The organism is Streptococcus oralis (genome assembly GCF_003943385.1).
Classification (GTDB): domain Bacteria; phylum Bacillota; class Bacilli; order Lactobacillales; family Streptococcaceae; genus Streptococcus; species Streptococcus oralis_CA.
Map to the genome: position 1 here is coordinate 44,352 of NZ_RJPI01000011.1, position 19,771 is coordinate 64,122.

General features: G+C 43.9%; 21 protein-coding genes. 7 read left to right on the forward strand and 14 right to left on the reverse strand.

Going from position 1 to position 19,771, the window contains the following annotated elements:
• The first annotated feature begins 85 nt into the window (after positions 1–85).
• The gene (locus tag D8803_RS08140; RefSeq protein ID WP_131200806.1) at positions 86–1,057 is read left to right on the forward strand and encodes a siderophore ABC transporter substrate-binding protein; all 972 of its coding nucleotides are present in this window, start codon (positions 86–88) and stop codon (positions 1,055–1,057) included.
• Between the two features lie 32 nt (positions 1,058–1,089).
• Here the strand turns inward: D8803_RS08140 and yidD are convergent, their stop codons facing one another.
• The 10 genes from yidD to D8803_RS08190 form a co-directional block, all read right to left on the reverse strand.
• Complete coding sequence (yidD, locus tag D8803_RS08145) at positions 1,090–1,332, reverse strand: membrane protein insertion efficiency factor YidD (protein WP_125425165.1); 243 nt, start codon at positions 1,330–1,332, stop codon at positions 1,090–1,092.
• The gene (locus tag D8803_RS08150) at positions 1,332–2,054 is read right to left on the reverse strand and encodes a pseudouridine synthase (RefSeq protein ID WP_001222229.1); all 723 of its coding nucleotides are present in this window, start codon (positions 2,052–2,054) and stop codon (positions 1,332–1,334) included. The genes yidD and D8803_RS08150 overlap by 1 nt, the downstream gene beginning before the upstream one ends.
• Positions 2,041–2,610, reverse strand: coding sequence for an SMC-Scp complex subunit ScpB (scpB, locus tag D8803_RS08155; RefSeq protein WP_061418000.1), 570 nt, complete (start codon positions 2,608–2,610; stop codon positions 2,041–2,043). Before scpB ends, D8803_RS08150 begins: the two co-directional genes overlap by 14 nt.
• Positions 2,611–2,628: 18 nt before the next feature.
• Positions 2,629–3,357, reverse strand: coding sequence for a segregation/condensation protein A (locus tag D8803_RS08160; protein ID WP_049550437.1), 729 nt, complete (start codon positions 3,355–3,357; stop codon positions 2,629–2,631).
• Complete coding sequence (gene xerD, locus D8803_RS08165) at positions 3,357–4,091, reverse strand: site-specific tyrosine recombinase XerD (RefSeq protein WP_317842875.1); 735 nt, start codon at positions 4,089–4,091, stop codon at positions 3,357–3,359. The genes D8803_RS08160 and xerD overlap by 1 nt, the downstream gene beginning before the upstream one ends.
• Positions 4,088–4,549, reverse strand: a complete 462-nt coding sequence (gene cbpB, locus D8803_RS08170; protein ID WP_000560694.1) for a cyclic-di-AMP-binding protein CbpB — start codon at positions 4,547–4,549, stop codon at positions 4,088–4,090. Before cbpB ends, xerD begins: the two co-directional genes overlap by 4 nt.
• Positions 4,546–5,067, reverse strand: coding sequence for a metallophosphoesterase (locus D8803_RS08175; protein WP_001118939.1), 522 nt, complete (start codon positions 5,065–5,067; stop codon positions 4,546–4,548). The genes cbpB and D8803_RS08175 overlap by 4 nt, the downstream gene beginning before the upstream one ends.
• Positions 5,043–6,053: a nucleoside-triphosphate diphosphatase gene (locus tag D8803_RS08180; RefSeq protein ID WP_411756589.1), complete on the reverse strand. Its 1,011-nt coding sequence runs from the start codon at positions 6,051–6,053 to the stop codon at positions 5,043–5,045. Before D8803_RS08180 ends, D8803_RS08175 begins: the two co-directional genes overlap by 25 nt.
• Positions 6,011–6,805, reverse strand: coding sequence for a glutamate racemase (gene racE / locus D8803_RS08185; RefSeq protein WP_131200809.1), 795 nt, complete (start codon positions 6,803–6,805; stop codon positions 6,011–6,013). The genes D8803_RS08180 and racE overlap by 43 nt, the downstream gene beginning before the upstream one ends.
• A 205-nt stretch (positions 6,806–7,010) precedes the next feature.
• Positions 7,011–7,256, reverse strand: coding sequence for a YneF family protein (locus tag D8803_RS08190; protein ID WP_000364986.1), 246 nt, complete (start codon positions 7,254–7,256; stop codon positions 7,011–7,013).
• A gap of 331 nt (positions 7,257–7,587) precedes the next feature.
• Between D8803_RS08190 and D8803_RS08195 the strand changes: the two genes are divergently transcribed.
• Positions 7,588–12,696, forward strand: a complete 5,109-nt coding sequence (locus D8803_RS08195) for an SIALI-17 repeat-containing surface protein (RefSeq protein ID WP_131200810.1) — start codon at positions 7,588–7,590, stop codon at positions 12,694–12,696.
• A 51-nt stretch (positions 12,697–12,747) separates the two neighbouring features.
• Here the strand turns inward: D8803_RS08195 and mraY are convergent, their stop codons facing one another.
• Genes mraY through rsmH form a run of 4 tightly spaced genes read right to left on the reverse strand, consistent with a single transcriptional unit; the run spans position 12,748 to position 17,267 of the window.
• Entirely contained in the window at positions 12,748–13,728 is a 981-nt protein-coding gene (gene mraY / locus D8803_RS08200; protein WP_131200811.1) for a phospho-N-acetylmuramoyl-pentapeptide-transferase, read from the reverse strand.
• A 1-nt stretch (position 13,729) separates the two neighbouring features.
• Entirely contained in the window at positions 13,730–15,985 is a 2,256-nt protein-coding gene (gene pbp2X, locus D8803_RS08205; RefSeq protein ID WP_131200812.1) for a penicillin-binding protein PBP2X, read from the reverse strand.
• 3 nt (positions 15,986–15,988) lie between these two features.
• Positions 15,989–16,306: a cell division protein FtsL gene (gene ftsL, locus D8803_RS08210; protein ID WP_000840795.1), complete on the reverse strand. Its 318-nt coding sequence runs from the start codon at positions 16,304–16,306 to the stop codon at positions 15,989–15,991.
• A gap of 10 nt (positions 16,307–16,316) precedes the next feature.
• Positions 16,317–17,267: a 16S rRNA (cytosine(1402)-N(4))-methyltransferase RsmH gene (gene rsmH, locus D8803_RS08215; RefSeq protein WP_000159386.1), complete on the reverse strand. Its 951-nt coding sequence runs from the start codon at positions 17,265–17,267 to the stop codon at positions 16,317–16,319.
• Between the two features lie 164 nt (positions 17,268–17,431).
• Here rsmH and D8803_RS08220 point away from each other — a divergent pair, with 164 nt between their 5' ends.
• Genes D8803_RS08220 through D8803_RS08240 form a run of 5 tightly spaced genes read left to right on the forward strand, consistent with a single transcriptional unit; the run spans position 17,432 to position 19,600 of the window.
• A complete protein-coding gene (locus tag D8803_RS08220; protein WP_131200813.1) occupies positions 17,432–17,626 on the forward strand; it encodes a helix-turn-helix transcriptional regulator in 195 nt (64 codons plus the stop codon).
• A 15-nt stretch (positions 17,627–17,641) separates the two neighbouring features.
• Positions 17,642–18,184: a DUF3278 domain-containing protein gene (locus D8803_RS08225; RefSeq protein WP_125847760.1), complete on the forward strand. Its 543-nt coding sequence runs from the start codon at positions 17,642–17,644 to the stop codon at positions 18,182–18,184.
• 10 nt (positions 18,185–18,194) lie between these two features.
• The gene (locus tag D8803_RS09845; RefSeq protein WP_131200814.1) at positions 18,195–18,536 is read left to right on the forward strand and encodes a hypothetical protein; all 342 of its coding nucleotides are present in this window, start codon (positions 18,195–18,197) and stop codon (positions 18,534–18,536) included.
• A gap of 12 nt (positions 18,537–18,548) precedes the next feature.
• Positions 18,549–19,127 (forward strand): DUF3278 domain-containing protein, encoded by a 579-nt coding sequence (locus tag D8803_RS08235; RefSeq protein ID WP_131200815.1) that lies wholly within the window; start codon positions 18,549–18,551, stop codon positions 19,125–19,127.
• Complete coding sequence (locus tag D8803_RS08240) at positions 19,124–19,600, forward strand: glutathione peroxidase (protein ID WP_131200816.1); 477 nt, start codon at positions 19,124–19,126, stop codon at positions 19,598–19,600. Before D8803_RS08235 ends, D8803_RS08240 begins: the two co-directional genes overlap by 4 nt.
• Positions 19,601–19,771: the final 171 nt, after the last annotated feature.

Here is a 19,771-nt window from a genome sequence, read left to right on the forward strand (position 1 = left end):
AATCATGTTAGAGAAACCTCTGTCTCTTGGTCAATAAGTCCCAGAGACTCCCTAGATCGTTATCACATTTTAAAAAGGAGAAATCATGAAAACATCCCTTAAACTTTATCTCACTGCCCTAGTGGCTAGCTTCTTGCTCCTACTTGGTGCATGTAGTACAAATACAAACTCAAGCACTAGCCAGACAGAGTCAAGTAGCTCTGCTCCAACAGAGATAACCATTAAAAGTTCACTAGATGAGGTCAAACTTTCAAAGGCTCCTGAAAAGATTGTGACCTTTGATCTCGGTGCTGCGGATACTATTCGCGCTTTAGGATTTGAAAAGAATATCGTCGGAATGCCTACAAAAACTGTTCCGACTTACCTAAAAGATCTTGCAGGAAATGTCAACAACGTGGGTTCCATGGTTGAGCCAGACCTAGAAGCCATTGCCGCTCTTGAACCAGATTTGATCATTGCTTCACCACGTACCCAAAAATTCGTAGATAAATTTAAAGAAATCGCTCCAACCGTCCTCTTTGAAACAGGAAAAGAAGACTATTGGGCTTCAACTAAAACCAACATCCAATCACTAGCTGCCGCCTTCGGTGAGACAGGTACACAGAAAGCTAAGGAAGAATTGGCCAACCTAGACAAGAGCATCCAAGAAGTCGCTACTAAAAATGAAAGTTCTGACAAAAAAGCCCTTGCGATCCTCCTTAATGAAGGAAAAATGGCAGCCTTCGGTGCCCAATCTCGTTTCTCTTTCTTGTATCAAACCTTGAAATTCAAGCCAACTGACACTAAATTCGAAGACTCTCGCCACGGACAAGAAGTCAGCTTTGAAAGCATTAAAGAAATCAATCCTGACATTCTCTTTGTGATCAACCGTACCCTTGCCATCGGTGGTGACAACTCAAGCAACGATGGCGTCCTAGAAAATGCCCTCATCGCTGAAACTCCTGCCGCTAAAAATGGTAAAATCATCCAACTAACACCAGACCTCTGGTATCTAAGTGGTGGCGGTCTTGAATCAACCAAACTCATGATTGAAGACGCTCAAAAAGCTTTGAAATAAGCGAGAAAACCCAATATCAGGTGATGTTGGGTTTATTTTTCTTCTCGATTTCGTCTGAGGGAAAAGTGGTCTGGGACGAGGTCCTTGCCTGTTTTCGACCAGGGGTGACAACGCAAAATCCGAGCCAAGCCCATCAAAACACCCTTGAAGCCATGTTTTTCAATAGCCTGAATCATGTAGTTGGAACAAGTCGGCTCAAAGCGACAAGAAGGTGGAAAGGCTGGTGAGATAAAACGTTGGTAAAAGCGTACTGGGGCTATTAAGATTCGTTTCATTATTTCTTGGTTACAGCCATGGTGTGTAGTTGGCTGATTTCTTTTTTATTGAGGCGACGGGCTTCACCTGGACGGAGACCAGTCAAGTCTAGGTGTCCAAAACGTGTCCGAGACAACTTATCCACTTGAAGACCGACGGCTTCAAACATCTTTTTAACCTGATGATTACGCCCTTCATGGATAGTCAACTGTACCACAGAGCGATTTTTAACTGGATCCACTTTGAGAATTTCATAAACAGCTGGCTTGGTTTTCTTGCCATCAATCTCAAGACCACGGGTCAAGGGGCGAAGATTTTCTTTGTTGGCCACACCTTTAACACGCGCGACATAGACCTTGTCAATCTCATTACGGGGGTGAATCATCTCGTCTGTAAAATCACCATCATTGGTCAAAATCAAGACACCGGATGTATCCCAGTCCAAACGCCCCACAGGGTAAATACGCTCTTTCACATTGGGCAAGAGATCGACAACTGTCTTGCGGCCCTTGTCATCTGTCACACTGGAAATCACACCGCGTGGTTTGTTGAGCAGGTAGTAGACCTTTTCTTCGTTATAGATAGGTTGACCTTCAACTTCGACCTTATCGCCAGACTTGATGGTGGTTGCGAGTTCACGTACTACCTGTCCGTTGACGGTTACCAAGCCTTGCTTGATCAACTCTTCTGCTTTTCTCCTACTGGCCACACCTGCGTGGGCAATATATTTATTGATTCTCATCTTCTTCTATCCTTTCACCAAATAATTGGCTTTCTTGGGCTTGAATCTCAAGCTCATCAATCACTGGCAGTTCTTCCAAATGGTTAATCCCCATGTAATCTAGGAAATAATCCGTAGTCACATAGAGATTAGGGCGGCCCAAAACTTCTTTTTTTCCATCTTCTCTTATTAATTCAAAAGCTTGTAGCTTAGCTAGAGCTCCACTAGAATTGACCCCACGAATAGCATCAATCTCAATTCGGGTAATCGGTTGCTTGTAGGCAATGATGGACAAGGTCTCAAGGGCAGCCCGAGACAAACTCTGGTTGATAGGCGCCTTGGAGTATTCCTTCAAAATCTCTGCAAATTGAGGCTTGGTGACCAATCTGTAAGCTCCACCTGTCTCAATCAAAGCCAAACTGGAATCTGGGTCATTTTCATACTTATGGGCTAATTTTTCTAAACTCTGTTGGATGCCTGTCGGGGGAAGTGAGAGGAGTTCAGCCAACTGACGAACCCGAATCCCATCTTCACCTGCCACAAACAAGAGCGCTTCTATTTCTGCTAAAGTACTCATCTTTCCTCTCTATCAAGTCTAGCTTTGTGCCTCTTGACTTTCTTCCTTCTTTTCCATAAGATAGATATCTCCGAAACTCTCCTCTTGCACGAGGATCAGTTCCTGAGTTTTGATTAACTCTAGGGTTGCCAAAAAGAGGGTAATGACCTCTTGTACATTCTGGGCTTCCTTGAACAAATCCTGCAAGCGCAACTGGTCTCGTCCAGACAAGGACTCTTTTACGATGACCATCATGTCCTCAATCTTATACTCATCTCGCAGGATAGTCGTGTGATTTTGTGCGAACTCCTCTTTTTTCTTGGCTAGGATATTTGAAAAAGCCAAAAAGAGGTCAATGGTCGTCTTGTCATGCACAAGCTCCGCATCTTCGTAAATCAACTCTGTCGGCGCTTTGGAATAGTACTGGGCCCGATCTTGGTGCTTAGCCTCCAAGTGCTCACCCAAGAGCTTGAACTTGCGGTATTCTTCGATTTGAGAGAGAAGGTCCTGCTCCAGATCATCCTCCAAGTCTGTCACTTCTGCTACCTTTGGCAAGAGCTTGCGACTCTTGATCAGCATGAGCTGACTAGCCATGACCATATACTCGCCCGTCACTTCCAGACGCATGGCCTGCAGGGTTGAGACATAGGCTAGATACTGTTCGATAACTTCTGTAATGGGCACATCGTAGATATCCATCTGGTACTTTGAGACTAGGTGCAAGAGCAGGTCCAGGGGCCCTTCAAAATCTTTTAATTTAATATCCATTATCTATATTTTTCTATGGTCAGGACTGTTTTTAATCCTAATTTTTTTGCAATTTCGTACAAATCGACCTTCTTTTCTATCTGTCTTAGAATGAACTGTTCTCGCAAGGCTTGGGCTGATAGGGTTGGGAAACCTTTCTCCTTAACAAAGGACTCCAGCTGACGAAAGGCCCACTGACGAGAATAGGCTTTCCCTCCCCTTTCAAAGAGATAGGTCTGCCCCATCAAGGGTTCCAATTCTGGAAGCAAGGTCGTGGGAATGGTGACAATCCTCTGTTGGGAAGCCTTGTTAATTCGCAACACCTGAAAATCCAGATTGATATCTGCAACCTTAAGGGCTAAAATCTCACTTGGTAAGAGCCCTATTTCCAAGATAAGAAGCGCCAGCAAACGTCCTTCTGGATGATTACTTTCCTGCCAAAAAGAGTCTAGGTCTAGAATCTCTGGCTTTTCAGTCTTCTTTTCAGCTTGTTTGGCTAATTCCAGACGGTAAAAACTGTCCACTTCTTCTTTTCGATAGAGAAAGTAGAGAAATTGGTTACAGGCCGAAAGTTTTCGCTTCTGGGCGCTGATTTTTAGATTGGCTAGCTGGGCTTGGTAAATCTTGAGACTGGTCTCAGAGATCCGTTCCCCTACCATGTCTAAAAACTGTTCCAGATCATATCTATAGGACTGCTTGGAATTGGCAGACAAACCCTGCTTTCCCTCTAAAAAGTCTGAAATCCTATCTCTCATTTGCATCGAATCTCATATTCCTTACTAAAGTCATGCAAGAGGGCATTAACGGCCTTGAGGATAGACTTGCGCGTGATGATTCCTTGAAAAATCCCTTCATCATCTACCACTGGCAAGAAGGGTTCATCCACCAGTTTATGGAGGACCTCTGTGATGTTATAGTCTGGAGCGACAACTGCCACATCTGTCTTAGTCATATTGACGATGTCTGTCTTTGCCATCTGTTCATCTGTCAAACCTTGCTCCATTTGATAAGCCAAAATGTCTCTCAGCCCAATGGTTCCAACAAAGCGTTTGTCAAAGGTCACAACAGGGATACGGGTATAAGTGATTTGGCTCAACACTAAAATCGCATGGTCAGCATTATGGGTATCAATCAAAGCTGCTAGATTCTCAGCAGGGGTAAGAAAAGTCTCTTCCTGCTCCAATAAAAATGCTTCAAATTCCTTGGCAATCATCGAGCAAACTCCTTGGACAAGCCTGGATAAACCTCATGGTCACGTGTCAAAAAGTCTACTTTGAAATAGCTATCATCAATCTCCACTCGAGCATAGAGACATTCTCTAATGGTTCCTCGTGGTTGGCTGATGGATCCTGGATTTAAAAAGAGTGTTTTGCCTTCCATCCAAGCATTTGGCACATGCAAGTGACCATAGAGACAGATATCGGCATCTTCTTCCTGAGCCCAGTAGTCCAACTTTTGAAAGTTGAAATTGATATCAAACAAGTGTCCATGCGTCTGGATGATCTTGGTCGGACCAAGTTGAGTCACCAAACGTTCTGGGTAGCCAGCATAAAAATCCATGTTGCCTTTGACGACATGGATGCCTTCCCAAAGCGGAGAGTCTGGACGGAGTTCTGAGTCACCATCGTGAAAAATGGCATCAACTTTCCCCAGATAGCGGTCACGAATTTCTTCCACAATCAAGCTATCGCCATGGGAATCACTCATTACAATGATGGTTTGCTTTGCCATGATGGAAATACCTCCAAAAGTTTCTTAACGGCTAAGGCACGGTGGGATTGGCTATTTTTTTCTTCAAGGGTTAATTCAGCTGAGGATTTGCCTGTCTCTCCCACAAGGAAAAGAGGATCATAACCAAAACCATTTTCACCCTTGGGTTCAAAGTTGATATAACCTGGCCAGTCAGCTTCAACAACCAAGCTTTCCTTGTTTGGACTGGCTACAACTAGAGTTGTGTGGAATTGAGCCGAACGGTCCTTGAGATCAAAGACCATGGCCAATTCGTGCAAGAGTTTGGCGTTGTTTTCACGATCAGTCGCTTCCACACCTGCAAAACGGGCTGACCAGACACCTGGCAAGCCACCGAGGACATCGACTTTGAGACCTGAGTCGTCTGCCAAAACCATCTTGCCAGTTAATTTGGAAATGGTTTCTGCCTTGAGGCGGGCATTTTCTTCAAAGGTCATGCCTGTTTCAGCTACTTCAGGCAGGTCAGGATAGTCATTGAGATTTTCCACGTCGTAGCCTAGTTTGTCAAAGATGGCTCGGAACTCCTTGGTCTTGCCTTCGTTACGAGTCGCAATCAACAAGGTTTCCCTAACCTTACTAGTTTCAAAGAAGGCTTCTACATCAACACCTTCTTTAGGCAATTCTACATGCAAAAGCTTTCCATTTTCAACCAAGAGCAGGGCTCCCTGACGTTGGATGACTTCTAGATTTCGACCTGCTTCGGCATTTAAAATCTCAACGATAAAGGAGAGCAGTCGGAAGTTAGAAGACCAGCGCATCACCGTTATTCTAATCGGAAAGCCCTTTTCCTCGTCACGAAAAATCCGCGCTAAATCCATAAAATCAAGCTCGAGAGGATCTTTGATAAGGCTATAGATGCCTCCATAGACATCCCAGACACCGACATACCAGTCCTGGTCATCCTTGTATTCATAAATTTTGTTTGTCATAAAGTTACATGCTCCACATGAATCTCTTTTTCCAGCCATTCTGCTCCAATCTGGGCAAAACTTTGGCTATTGGCGGTTGTATAAAAACGATGTTGAAGAGGTCCCGCATCTCGGCTACGATTGATTTCAAAATAGTTAAGCAAAACCGAGATATCCCGTACACACTCTGCACCACTATCGATGAGCTGAACCTTTGGTCCCATGACATTTTGAATGATGGGGCGAAGGAGCGGATAATGCGTACAACCCAGAATCAGGCTATCCACCTTTCCCGCCAAGGGGCGCAGGGTTTCATAGACCACTTTCTTGGTTACACTGGTTGACAGGGCACCAGACTCGACCAAGGGCGCAAACTTGGGACAGGCCAAACTTTCCACCTGTAAATCCGGGTCCAGATCATGGATTTTCTGACGGTAGATGTCTGATTGGACCGTCATGGGTGTTCCAATGACCCCGATTTTCCCACCTTGGCTGGACTTGATGGCTGCCGAAGCTCCTGGTAAAATCACACCTAGGACAGGAATGTCTAGTTGAGCCTTGATTTCTTCCCAGACGACCGCAGTCGCAGTGTTGCAAGCAATGACAATCATTTTGACATCCTTGGTCAAGAGAAAGTTGACCAACTGCCAAGTATATTCACGAATTTGCTCAGCAGGACGGGGGCCATAGGGCGCCCGTGCCGAATCTCCAATATAGACGATTTCTTCATGGGGAAGCTGGCGCATGAGCTCACGAACAACGGTCAAGCCCCCGACACCCGAATCCAAAAAACCAATTGGTCGATTATCCATACAGTCTTCTTTCTAGTCTTTTTTCTGATTGATAGTTCATCATGATTACTCGTCCTGAATAAACGGATAGACAGCTTGATGGAATGTCAACTACCTCTCTCTTAATCATAATCAAATATCAATAGAATGCAAGGAAAAAGTCTTATCCTTGAGAACTATTGAACATAGTGAGAAGTCTGGAACTTTCATCCCAGACTTTTCCTATTTATTTCTTTTTATTGTTAGCAAGGGCTGCTTTTTGTTGACGGATGATTTGGTGGTAAACTTGTTGTACCTTGGCTTCGCTTGGTTTTTGACCATTTGCGCTCAAAAGAGCACGAACTGCCTCAGCGTTCAAACGTGGGTTGTCCGCAAATTCTTTTTCAATTTGCTTACGAACCAAGTACATCCCTCCAAGAGCTCCTCCTAGAAAAGCTAGCACAATCAAGACAATTGCTAAAAGTAAATCCATTCTTTTTCTCCTGTTTCTTTTTGAGTCTTCTATATTATACCATAAAGTGACTTTCCTGACTAGTTTGTTTTACGCTTTCAGGGAGGAGGGAAACTAATTCTAAGCTAGTCTTACAATCAGAATGAACTATGAAATTACGAATAATTCTCCCCCTTCCTCTCTTTTCTCTACTATTTTAAGAAAAAGCAATATCAAATATGTTTTTCACCAAAAACCTCTTGACAAATGCTAGATGACCAGTAGAATGGGAGGTGAGGAGATAAATAGAAACAAATTAAACGAAACTGCTTCATGTAATGCAAGCGATTTCATATAAACAAAGGAGAGTTTTATGAAAAAACACTTTTGGGAGAAATCCTGTCGCTACAGCATCCGCAAGCTGACGGTTGGGACTGCTTCTGTTTTACTGGGGGCCGTTTTTCTAGTCAACCACACTGTAGCCGCAGACAGTGTTGAGGTCAAGCAAACTGAACCAAGCTCTGTCGAAGCTATCACTAAGCCTGATAGTGAACCCAAAGCTGCTGAAACTACTGAAACTACAAATCCGTCTCTAGCCGAGAGTCCAGTAGTTTCCGAAAGCAAGCCAGCTGAGGAGACTCAGAAGACAAATAGTCAAGCTAGTGAAGAAGCCATTGTAGAAGCTAAAGAAAAGAAGGAACCTGAAAAAGCAGATCAGCCGGTGACAAAGCAAGAAAACTATCAACTCAACTACGATCAACCAACAGCTCCCTCCTATGATGGATGGGAAAAACAAGCCCTCCCTGTCGGAAATGGAGAAATGGGAGCCAAGGTTTTCGGACTCATTGGGGAAGAGAGAATCCAGTACAACGAAAAGACCCTCTGGTCAGGAGGACCACAACCCGATAGCACCGACTATAACGGGGGAAACTACAAGGATCGCTACAAGGTCTTAGCAGAGATACGTAAAGCCCTCGAAGCTGGCGACCGCCAAAAAGCAAAACAGCTAGCTGAACAAAATCTAGTTGGACCAAACAATGCCCAGTATGGACGTTACCTAGCCTTTGGAGATATCTTCATGGTCTTTAATAACCAGAAGAAAGGACTAGATACTGTAACTGATTATCATCGTGGTTTGGATATCACAGAAGCCACTACGACAACTTCTTACACCCAAGATGGGACGACCTTCAAACGTGAAACCTTCTCCAGCTATCCTGATGATGTCACTGTGACCCACTTTACCAAAAAGGGAAACAAGACACTTGACTTTACCCTTTGGAACAGTTTGACAGAAGACTTGCTTGCTAATGGGAACTACTCTTGGGAATATTCCAACTATAAGAATGGTCATGTCACTACAGATGCAAATGGAATCCTTCTAAAGGGAACTGTCAAAGATAACGGCCTCAAATTTGCATCCTATCTAGGAATTAAAACAGACGGAAAGGTGACTGTTCAGGACGAGACACTAACCGTTACAGGCGCAAGTTACGCAACCCTCTATCTCAGTGCCAAGACCAACTTCGCTCAGAATCCAAAAACCAACTATCGAAAAGACATCGACCTCGAAAAAACAGTTAAAGGGATTGTCGAAGTAGCTAAGGCCAAAGACTACGAAACACTTAAAAAGACCCATATCAAGGACTATCAAAGTCTCTTTAACCGCGTTAAACTAAATCTAGGCGGAAACAAGACTGCTCAAACGACAAAAGAGGCCCTTCAAGGCTATAACCCAGAAAAAGGGCAAAAATTGGAAGAACTCTTCTTCCAATATGGCCGATATCTACTCATCAGTTCGTCTCGTGATCGGACAGATGCTCTGCCTGCCAACCTCCAAGGAGTCTGGAATGCTGTAGACAATCCACCTTGGAACGCTGACTACCACCTCAATGTCAACTTGCAAATGAACTATTGGCCAGCCTACATGAGCAATCTTGCTGAAACTGCCAAGCCAATGATCAATTACATTGACGACATGCGCTACTATGGTCGTATCGCTGCTAAGGAATACGCAGGTATCGAATCCAAAGACGGACAAGAAAATGGTTGGCTGGTCCACACCCAGGCGACACCATTTGGCTGGACTACTCCAGGTTGGAATTACTATTGGGGTTGGTCTCCAGCTGCTAACGCTTGGATGATGCAGAACGTCTATGACTATTATAAGTTCACCAAGGATGAGACCTATCTCAAAGAAAAGATCTATCCAATGCTCAAGGAAACAGCTAAGTTCTGGAACTCCTTCTTGCACTATGACCAGGCCAGTGACCGTTGGGTGTCTTCTCCATCCTACTCACCAGAACACGGGACCATTACCATCGGAAATACCTTTGACCAATCGCTAATCTGGCAGTTATTCCACGACTACATGGAAGTCGCCAACCATCTGAATGTCGACAAAGACTTAGTCACAGAGATCAAGGCTAAATTTGACAAACTCAAACCGCTTCACATCAACAAAGAGGGACGCATCAAGGAATGGTACGAGGAGGACAGTCCGCAATTCACCAATGAAGGGATTGAAAATCATCACCGCCACGTTTCCCATCTAGTTGGTCTCTTCCCAGGTACGCTCTTTAGCAAGGACCAGGCTGAATATCTAGAAGCTGCGCGTGCTACCTTGAACCACCGTGGAGATGGTGGTACGGGTTGGTCTAAGGCCAATAAAATCAACCTCTGGGCTCGTTTGTTGGACGGTAACCGTGCCCATCGCTTGCTCGCTGAACAGCTCAAGTATTCAACCCTAGAAAACCTTTGGGATACCCACGCGCCTTTCCAAATTGATGGCAACTTTGGAGCAACCAGTGGGATGGCAGAAATGCTTCTCCAATCACACACTGGCTACATTGCACCATTGCCAGCCCTTCCAGATGCATGGAAAGACGGTCAAGTTTCTGGCTTGGTTGCTCGAGGTAACTTTGAAGTCAGCATGAAGTGGAAAGATAAGAACTTGCAAAGCTTGTCCTTCCTTTCAAATGTCGGCGGAGACCTGGTTGTAGACTATCCAAACATCGAAGCCAGTCAGATCAAGGTCAATGGCAAGCCAGTCAAGGCAACGATTCTCAAAAACAATCGCATCCAACTGGCAACACAAAAAGGTGACGTCATTACCTTTGAACACTTCCCTGGTCGTGTAACCAGTCTAACAGCAGTTCGACAAAATGGAGTCACTGCCGAACTCACTTTCAATCAGATAGAAGGCGCTACCCACTATGTCATCCAAAGACAAGTGAAAGACGAAACTGGCCAAACTTCTGCGACCAGAGAATTTGTAACCAATCAAACCCACTTTATTGACCGATCACTCAATCCTCAACATGCCTATACCTATACCGTCAAGGCTATGCTAGGCGAGCTTGCCACACAAGTGTCTGAGCAGGCCACTGTCGAAACATACAGCGAGTTGATGGATGACCGAGATAGCCGTATCCAGTACGGAGCTGCCTTTGGAAACTGGGCAGACTCAGAATTGTTTGGAGGAACAGAGAAATTTGCTGACCTTTCAAAAGGAGACTACTCAGACAAAGACGTGACTGCTACTATTCCTTTCACTGGTGTTGGTATCGAAATCTATGGACTGAAATCGTCTGAACTAGGCCTTGCCACTGCTAAAATTGATGGTAAAGAGGTCGGAGAGCTTGACTTCCATACTGCTGGGGCAACTGAAAAAGGTAGTCTCATTGGTCGCTTCGCAGGATTGTCTGACGGACCTCATACATTGACTCTTAGTGTTAAACGTGAGCACAAAGGACGTGGTAGTGAGCGCTCGAAAATTTCATTAGACTACTTCAAGATTCTAGCAGGAGCAGGTAACACGATTGAAAAAATAGATGATCGTGATTCGCGCATCCAATATGGTTCCCAGTTTAAGGACTGGTCTGACCCTGAACTCTACGGTGGTACGGAAAAATACGCTGACATCAACAACAGCGACTCTAGTGCAGCTTCAGAAGCTCAGGCAACTATTTCCTTTACTGGTACAGGCATTCGTATCTATGGCTTGAAAACTACCGAGCTAGGTAAAGCGCTTGTGACACTAGATGGCAAAGAAATGCCAAGTCTAGACTTTTATACGTCAGGTGCAACTGAAAAGAGGGCCTTTATTGGCGAATTTACAAATCTTACTGACGGTCCGCACACTCTGACATTACGTGTTGACCCAGATTCCCCAGAAGGGCGCAAGAAAATTTCTCTAGACTCCTTTGATATCATCAAAGCCCCTGCTGTTGGTCTAGATAGTCCGAGCATCGCGCCTCTTAAGGAAAATGACAAAACCATTTCCTTAAGCCTACCAGCTGGAGATTGGGAAGCCATCGCAGTGACCTTCCCAGGTGTCAAAGATCCTCTAGTCTTACGCAAGGTGGATGAAACGCATCTGGTTACAAGTGGAGATCAGACCGTGCTATCAGTCCAAGACAATCAAGTTCAAATCCCAATCCCTGATGCCACTGATCGACAAGCCGGAAAAGCGATAGAAGCATATGCTATTCAAGGAACTACCACTAGCAGTCCTGTCGTAGCCGTCTTTACTAAAAAGGACGAGAAGCAGCCAACTACAAGCAAGGGGGACGAACCAGCTCCTACTGTTGAAAAACCTGAATACACCGATCCTATCGGAACCGCAGGGCAAGAAGAGCCACCTATAGTAGAAATTCCGGAGTATACCGACCCTATCGGAACTGCTGGGCAAGAAGAGCCACCTACTGTTGAAATTCCAGAATATACCAAACCTATCGGAACAGCGGGACAAGAAGAGTCTCCTACTGTAGAAAAGCCCGAATACACCCAACCTATCGGAACAGCAGGTCAAGAGGAAGCTCCTACTGTTGAAAAACCTGAATACACCAAACCTATCGGAACTAGTGGAGTTCAGGCTGCTCCAACCCTCACCCGACCTGAGTATCAGTTGCGCACCTTGAAAGATAAAAAGACAGGGGTCGAAATCATCGGTGGGGCTACCGACTTAGAAGGAATTTCTCACATCTCTAGCCGACGTGTCCTAGCTCAAGAACTCTTTGGCAAGACCTATGATGCTTACGACCTACAACTTAAAAATCCAAGAGATCATAGCTTGCAGCCAAAAGGCTCTGTCTTGGTTCGCTTGCCTATTTCAGCTAACGTAGAAAAGATCTACTATATTACTCCGAACAAGGAGTTGCAAGCCCTTGATTTCGACGTTCGAGAAGGAAAGGCAGAATTCATCACTAATCATTTCAGTACCTATGCTATCGTCTATCAAGCAACTGGAACAAGCTCTAACACTGAGGAAAAACCAAGTACTTCAGATGAAGAAGCCTTGGCACACGAGGCTGAACAACTTTCAGCTAGTCCGAATCTTGCTAAAGCTGAAAATCATTCTCCTAAAGAACAACTTCCAGCAACGGGAGAATCGTCCAACCCACTCCTCTTCTTAGCAGGCCTCAGCCTAGCCCTTACAGCCACTTTTATGTTAAAAGGAAGAAAGGATGACTCCAACTAACCTTTAAGCACACAAAAACAGGATGAAGATCAACTTCACCCTGTTTTATTTTTACAGTAGGTATAAAAAGACTAAGGTCAAGAGACTTGCTAGAAGCCCAACTCCCCAAAAGAAGAAGTCAACCTTCCACTCGCTCCAAGGATTGCCCTTGCCTGAGAATCCTCCAAGCTCAAAATGGTGGTGGACAGGTGTCATACGGAAGATACGCTTCCCACCACTAAGTTTGAAGTAGGTAACTTGCATCATAACAGAGCTTGTCTCAAAGACATAGATAATCCCAATCAGCAAAAGCGTCCATTCTTGGTGGAGAGCCATAGAAATAGCTGCCAACATCCCACCAAGAGCCAAACTTCCCACATCACCCATGAAGACCTTGGCAGGCTTGTGATTAAAGACGAAGAAGCCTAGCAAACCACCAATCATGGCAAAAATCACAAGAAGGATATCCAGTTGATTTTGCATATAAGCAATCACACCGTAGGCCGATAAGCTAATCACTACGGAAATACTTGCTAAACCGTCAATCCCGTCAGTCAGATTTACTGCATTGGAAAAGCCAACTAGCCAGAAAAGGGCAAAGAAGATATAGAAAATACCCAAATGAAGAGGATAGCCAAAAACTGAAAGCATATCGCCACCACGCTCATAAAAGAGGTAGAAAATCACTCCTCCAAGGAGCTGGAGAGCAAGCTTTTGCTTAGGATTCAAACCTTCATTAATCTTACGAAAGACCTTGAGGAAATCATCCAAAAAACCTACCAAACCATACAAAACCAAGATAAACAAAATCATGCCTACATTGTTGGTCAATTGTTGGGTAAAGAGAGCGACCAGAAAGCTCACAACTACTGCAACGATAAGGAAGACAAGACCTCCCATTGTTGGAGTCCCAGCTTTAGCTTGGTGTTGTTTGACATCCTCGTGCATCTGCTGACCTGTAATCTGTGCTTTTCGATAAAATCGGATAAAGGCTGGAATACCTATCAAGGTCAATAGAAAGGCTAGAATTCCAGCACTAATGGAACTAATCATCTTAATCTCCTAAAGTTACTTTCATTTTTTTAAGGTCTTTGAGGGCCGTATTAGCACGGACACTTTGTTTCTTGACCGTTTTGCCACTACCTTCCCACTCGACTTCTATATTTAGCCATTTGGCGAATGTTTGCACATTTTCATCTGTCCAGCCGTACATATCAGGCATTTCTTCCACCTTATCAGACAGGATCAAGATCTGCTGATTGGCTTCCAAATTATCTCCTTCAGAAACCGAGAGATCCTTGATCTTGGTTCCTGTTCCAATAACGATTGGTTGAACGAGATTTCGGCGCAATTCTTCTGCTAGGTCACCTGGGGTAAAGTCCTTGGTAGCAGGCATGGCATAACTTGTCGTCTTGCTGACCTGATCCAAGTTCTTGGCAGTTGACTGAAGATTGAGGGATTCTTTCATGGCAGAGGCTCGCTCAAGGATTGGGTTGGCAAACTCTCCCAGCTGAACACCCGAATAATGCACTGGCTGTTGCACCGTCACATAGAGGATAAAGTCAGGATTTTCTGCAGGATGCATCGACACAACAGAGAAGATATAGTTGGTTTCACCTGTAAGGTAACCCCCATTCTTCTCATCGGCAATCTGAGCAGTCCCTGATTTCAGGGCGACATTCTGACCTGGAACATTGACATTCGGCTTTCCTATGCTGTGGTTGTACATGGTACCGTAGACAGGATCTGTTCCGACCATGACCATGTGCTCCCGAGTAGAGGACGCTGCTGCTTTTGACACAGGATTTCCGACAATTTCCTTTTGAGACTTACGAACAGACTGGTCATTTGGATCATAGAGGGCACTGATAAATTTCGGCTCCAACATAACCCCATCGTTGGCAATAGCTGTAAAAGCACGAAGCATCTGGGTCTGGGTGACAGAGATCCCTTGTCCAAATGAACTCATGGCGATATTAACAATGTTATCAGCAGGTAATTGACCTGTGTACTCATCTGTCAGACCAAAACGGGTCGGTACTCCAAACTTAAAGCGGTTAAGGTAGTCCAACCAGGTTGCATCTCCCATCTTTTGCTCAAGCAAGGTCATTCCGATATTACTTGAGTGAGCAAATCCTTGAGAGAAGGTCATGGTGCTACCACTAGTCAATCCTTCATTGACGTCCCAGTCTCTAATGGTCGCATCAGCTATTTTCAATTCACTACTGTTAAAGTACTCGCCACCAGGGAAGGTATTGTTATCAATAGCTGAGGCCAACATCATCACCTTCATAGTTGATCCTGGCTCATAGTTACTTTGATAGAGGATATCACGCCAGACAAAGTCTTTTGTGATGCCATCCTTGGTATCAGCATTGAAGGTCGGCCGTTGGGTTGTAGCCAGGATTTCCCCTGTCTTAGCGCTGACCAAGGTAGCCGTCATATACTTGCCTTTTACCTTTTCCTGAAAGGCATCCATCTGGGTTTCCATAAAGGATTGCAAGGGACTAGAAAGGGTTGTGTACACATCCTTTCCATCTACTGTTTGTTGGGAAGCTTGATCGGTACCCGGAACGATGTTTCCCAGATGATCCTTCTCATAAGTGATAATCCCATCTGTACCTGCCAGAATGCTATTTAAAGAACTCTCCAAACCAGATGTTCCAATCAAGCTCTTGGTGCCATCCTCATTTTCATGGAGTTGTGCTAAACCGATAAAGGAAGAAGCAAACTGACCATTGGGGTAACTACGATTAGGGCTGGTTGTAAAGTCAACTCCCTCGACACCAGCAGTTTTGAGGTCGTTTTTAATGGCCATCATATTGGCATAGGTAATCCCATTTCCCTTGGTACCAAAGGATACCTGTTTTAGATCTGGCTGAGAAAGCTGTTCTTTGACATAGGACTCCTCCATATCCAGATACTTATGGAAAATTTCAGCTACCTTATTAAATTGAGAATCCTCTACATAGAGAATTTTGCCTGTTGCTGACTTGTAGGTCTTGTCAATAATAGCATAGATATTATAAGATGTCGCATCTTCTGCAATAGGCGTCCCATTTCGATCATAAATGGTCCCCCGCTTGGCTGGAATCGTCTTGGTTGTTTGGTGAACCTTTTTGGCTTCTTGAACCAAGTCCTTACCAAATTTTTTACCCGTTCCGATAATGACCGCAAAGTTGACCAAAAAGACAGCGAAGAGTATGACAGCCAATAAACTCAGGCTTTTCCCTACTCTTCGGCGGTTTTCTTCTGGAGACTTACGGTTACGAACGGCATAACGGATGATTTTTTCTTTCCACTGTTTCATTTCTTACTCCGCTGCTCGGATATTTTCGTTATTCAGCTGCAAATCCTTGGAGTTTGCAATCTCTTTCAAACGTTCTGAACGAATCAATTCATTGACCTCTTGCTTGGCATCGTCTAGCTCGGTTTTCTTTTCTTCGATTTGAGCATTGACCTTGGTCAATTCATTCTGAACTTGTAATAGCTTGGTCTGCATAAACACAACACTGATTGCCAAGATAATCATTGTTGCGGCAATCGAAACATAGAAGGCCTTTTCCACACGTGAAAAACCTTTAAACTTCGTTTGCAATAACTGGCTTGTTTTTTCGATTCTTTCTGCCATGTTTTTCCTCTTACTTGTGAATTTTTCTGGCCACGCGCAACTTGGCTGAATGCGAACGATTGTTGGCTTCTAGCTCTTCAGCACTTGGCAAGATTGGCTTGCGGGATACCAATTCCATCTTGGGCTTAAGGTCATCTGGAATAAAGGGCAAGCCTTTCGGGACTTCCACTGTTGAAGCTTCCTTAAACAACTGCTTGGTCAAGCGATCTTCCAGCGAATGGAAGGTAATGACCGAGATTCTACCATCCAAAGCCAGCATGTCCATGGCCTGCTGGATGGATTCATCTGCCGCACCCAGCTCATCATTGACTTCGATTCGGATAGCCTGGAAAATCTGCTTGGCAGGGTGCCCCTTTTTCTTGAGCTCCTTGGCAGGCTTGGCTGACTTGATAATCTCTGCCAACTCCGTCGTTGTCTCAATTGGTTTCACCTCACGCGCTTGTTCAATCTTACGGGCAATCTGTTTAGAAAACTTATCCTCACCATACTTGAAAAAGATCCGAACCAGGTCATGATAGTCATAATGATTGACCACCTCATAGGCTGTCAGACGAGCTTCCTGATTCATCCGCATATCCAGGGGTGCATCCTTTTTATAAGAAAAGCCACGCTCACGCTGATCCAGCTGAGGACTGGACACTCCCAAGTCATAACAAATTCCATCAATTTCCTGGACACCAGCCTCCTGCAAACGTGCCTGCAAATGACGGAAGTTATCCTTGATAAAAGTCACCATCCCTTTTTCGATATAGGGTGCTAACCGTTTTTGCGCATTGTCAATAGCATTCTGGTCCTGGTCAAAGGCATAGAGATGCCCTTTTTCGCTCAATTTACTTAATAAATATTCGCTATGGCCTGCTCCGCCCAAAGTCGCATCAACGTAGATACCGTCAGGTTTTACGTCAAGCATATCAATCGTTTCATGAAGCAAGACCGTTACATGATGAAATTCTTTTGTCATATCTTATCTATTTTACCACAAATCTGACCAGCTTGCACTTGTCAGACAAAACTAGAGACCTTCGAAAAAAATTCTCAAAAAAATGTCATATATACTTGACACGTCCCTCTCGAAAGAATATAATATAGTCAAATATATACGACATAAATCAGAAAGGAGAACAGATGAACCGTGTCAAAGCATTCCGCAAGGAACTGGGCATTTCCCAGCTCGAGCTCGCCAAAGATATCGGTGTCTCGAGACAGACCATCAACATGATTGAAAATGACAAGTACAATCCAACTCTGGAACTCTGTCTCAATCTCGCCCGCAGCCTCCAAACCGACCTCAACAGTCTCTTTTGGGAAGACGATTTTTAAAAAAGGAGCAAACAAATGAAAAAAGAAACTCTCACTGAAAAACTCATTAAACGCATATACGGTATTTCTGGTCCCCTTGACGAACACAAACGGCGCGAGGCCGATCGTATCGGAAATCAGGTCTTTATTGTCCTCTTTTATCTGATGACATTTGGCAATCTCATTCCCTTTGTCCTTGCTTATAAATACCCGCAAATTGTCGCTATCGGCTATCCTCTTGTGGTATTCGTCATTTCGATGATTTCTGCTCTCTATGTGGTCTCCCAAACCAAGAAAACAGGCATCACAGCCATTGACCCCGAAATGCTAAGCCCTAAAGAAAGCAAACAGCTACATTTTCCTGGTCTAAAAGCCGGTCTAATCTATGGGCTAGGTATGTTCTTTGGAATACCATTTCTTAATACTCTCACAGATGATAGCAAGAATTATCTTAGTTCTCTTTTAAATACAGAGAATTTTGTTCAAACTATTCTAGCTGCCTTTTTCTTCGGATTAATAGTACAAACTGCCATCTCCCATCGCATTGCAAAAGCCAAGAAAGACCAAGAAGACGACTAGGAGGTGCCTTATGAAATCACTTGCGAGGCTGCTGATCAGTCATGTTTTTATCAGTATCTTTATTACCTTTTTCCTACTTTCTGGACATATTGAGCATCCTTTCTTGATTATCTTTCTTTTATTCCTTCCTGTATTGAACAAGGGACAGAGATTACAGAAAATCCAATCAAAAAAAATACGTCTTCTAAACGCATCTCTCTGTTTTATCCTCGTATCCTTTCCACAACTTTTAACAAATCCTATGGATTGGAGATATCTGGTATTTCTAATAATCTGTATCATTTTTAGTTTGGTTTACTGCTATACTCTCTATCAACTCTTTAAAGAAGTCAATCAAAAATCGGTCATTTAGGAGAACACTCCCATGAAAAAAGAAGATTTCACCACTCGCTTACTCAAACTATTCTTTCACATACAAGGGCCATTTGATGAATGCCGTCAAGAGATGATTTACAAGACTTGTGCCCGTGCCTTGATCCAAATCGTTTACTCCTCCCTCCTACTCTTCTTGTTCTATCTCCTATTTGGACGCTTCATAGAGTTGGTTCGAGATGCCGTGCCCTACCTCTATTTTGGACTTATCTTCGTCCTCTCATCTAGGGCGAGACTAGCAGTTCGCGACTTACATTTGGACAAGGATGACCCGTCCGAAATTCATCACAAAAGCCACAGCAAAAGCCAGATCAAAGTTCGTAGTTGGAGTGTATTCATCAGCATTCCAATTGGCTTGTTTGTCTTATCAGCCTTTCACAAACTCTTTGTTCAGCATCTTCCCCTCAATACCTTCTGGGACAATCTCTCCCACTTCGATAAAATGCTCCCTTTACTAGTCTTGGGATTGGGTATTGGTGCCATCTTTGGAACCATGACCTACGCCTTTTTATCGGAACACGAGGTAAAACACTCTGAACCAGTAACGCATAAGGAAAATATAGAAAAATGACCAGTATATATGATTTTTCCGTTTTAAACCAAAACAACCAAGCAACTTCCCTAGAGAGTTATCGTGGTAAAGTTCTCTTGATTGTCAACACTGCTACTGGATGTGGTTTAACGCCCCAGTATCAGGGACTTCAAGAACTCTATGAACGCTATCAAGATCAGGGTTTTGAAATCTTGGATTTCCCTTGCAATCAATTTATGGGACAAGCACCCGGCAGCGCAGAAGAAATCAATAACTTCTGCAGCCTACACTATCAGACCACTTTCCCTCGCTTTGCCAAGATCAAGGTCAACGGCAAGGAAGCAGATCCTCTTTATGTTTGGCTAAAAGACCAGAAATCTGGCCCGCTAGGAAAACGAATCGAATGGAATTTTGCTAAGTTTCTCATTGGCCGAGATGGGCAAGTTCTTGAGCGCTTCTCTTCCAAAACAGACCCCCAAACCATCCAAGAGTCTCTCCAAAAGATACTCTAATTTCTTTTTAAAACGTGTCCTTTCATTTAGTTTGAGCCCTGAAAGGATGCGTTTTTTCTTTAAAAAGTAACTGATTTTCTTTAATTTATATTTATTTTTTTGCTTTTTGCTATTGCAATTCTTTTATTAATTTAGTATATTTGTTATATTAAAAGTTTTCAGTCATTTTAA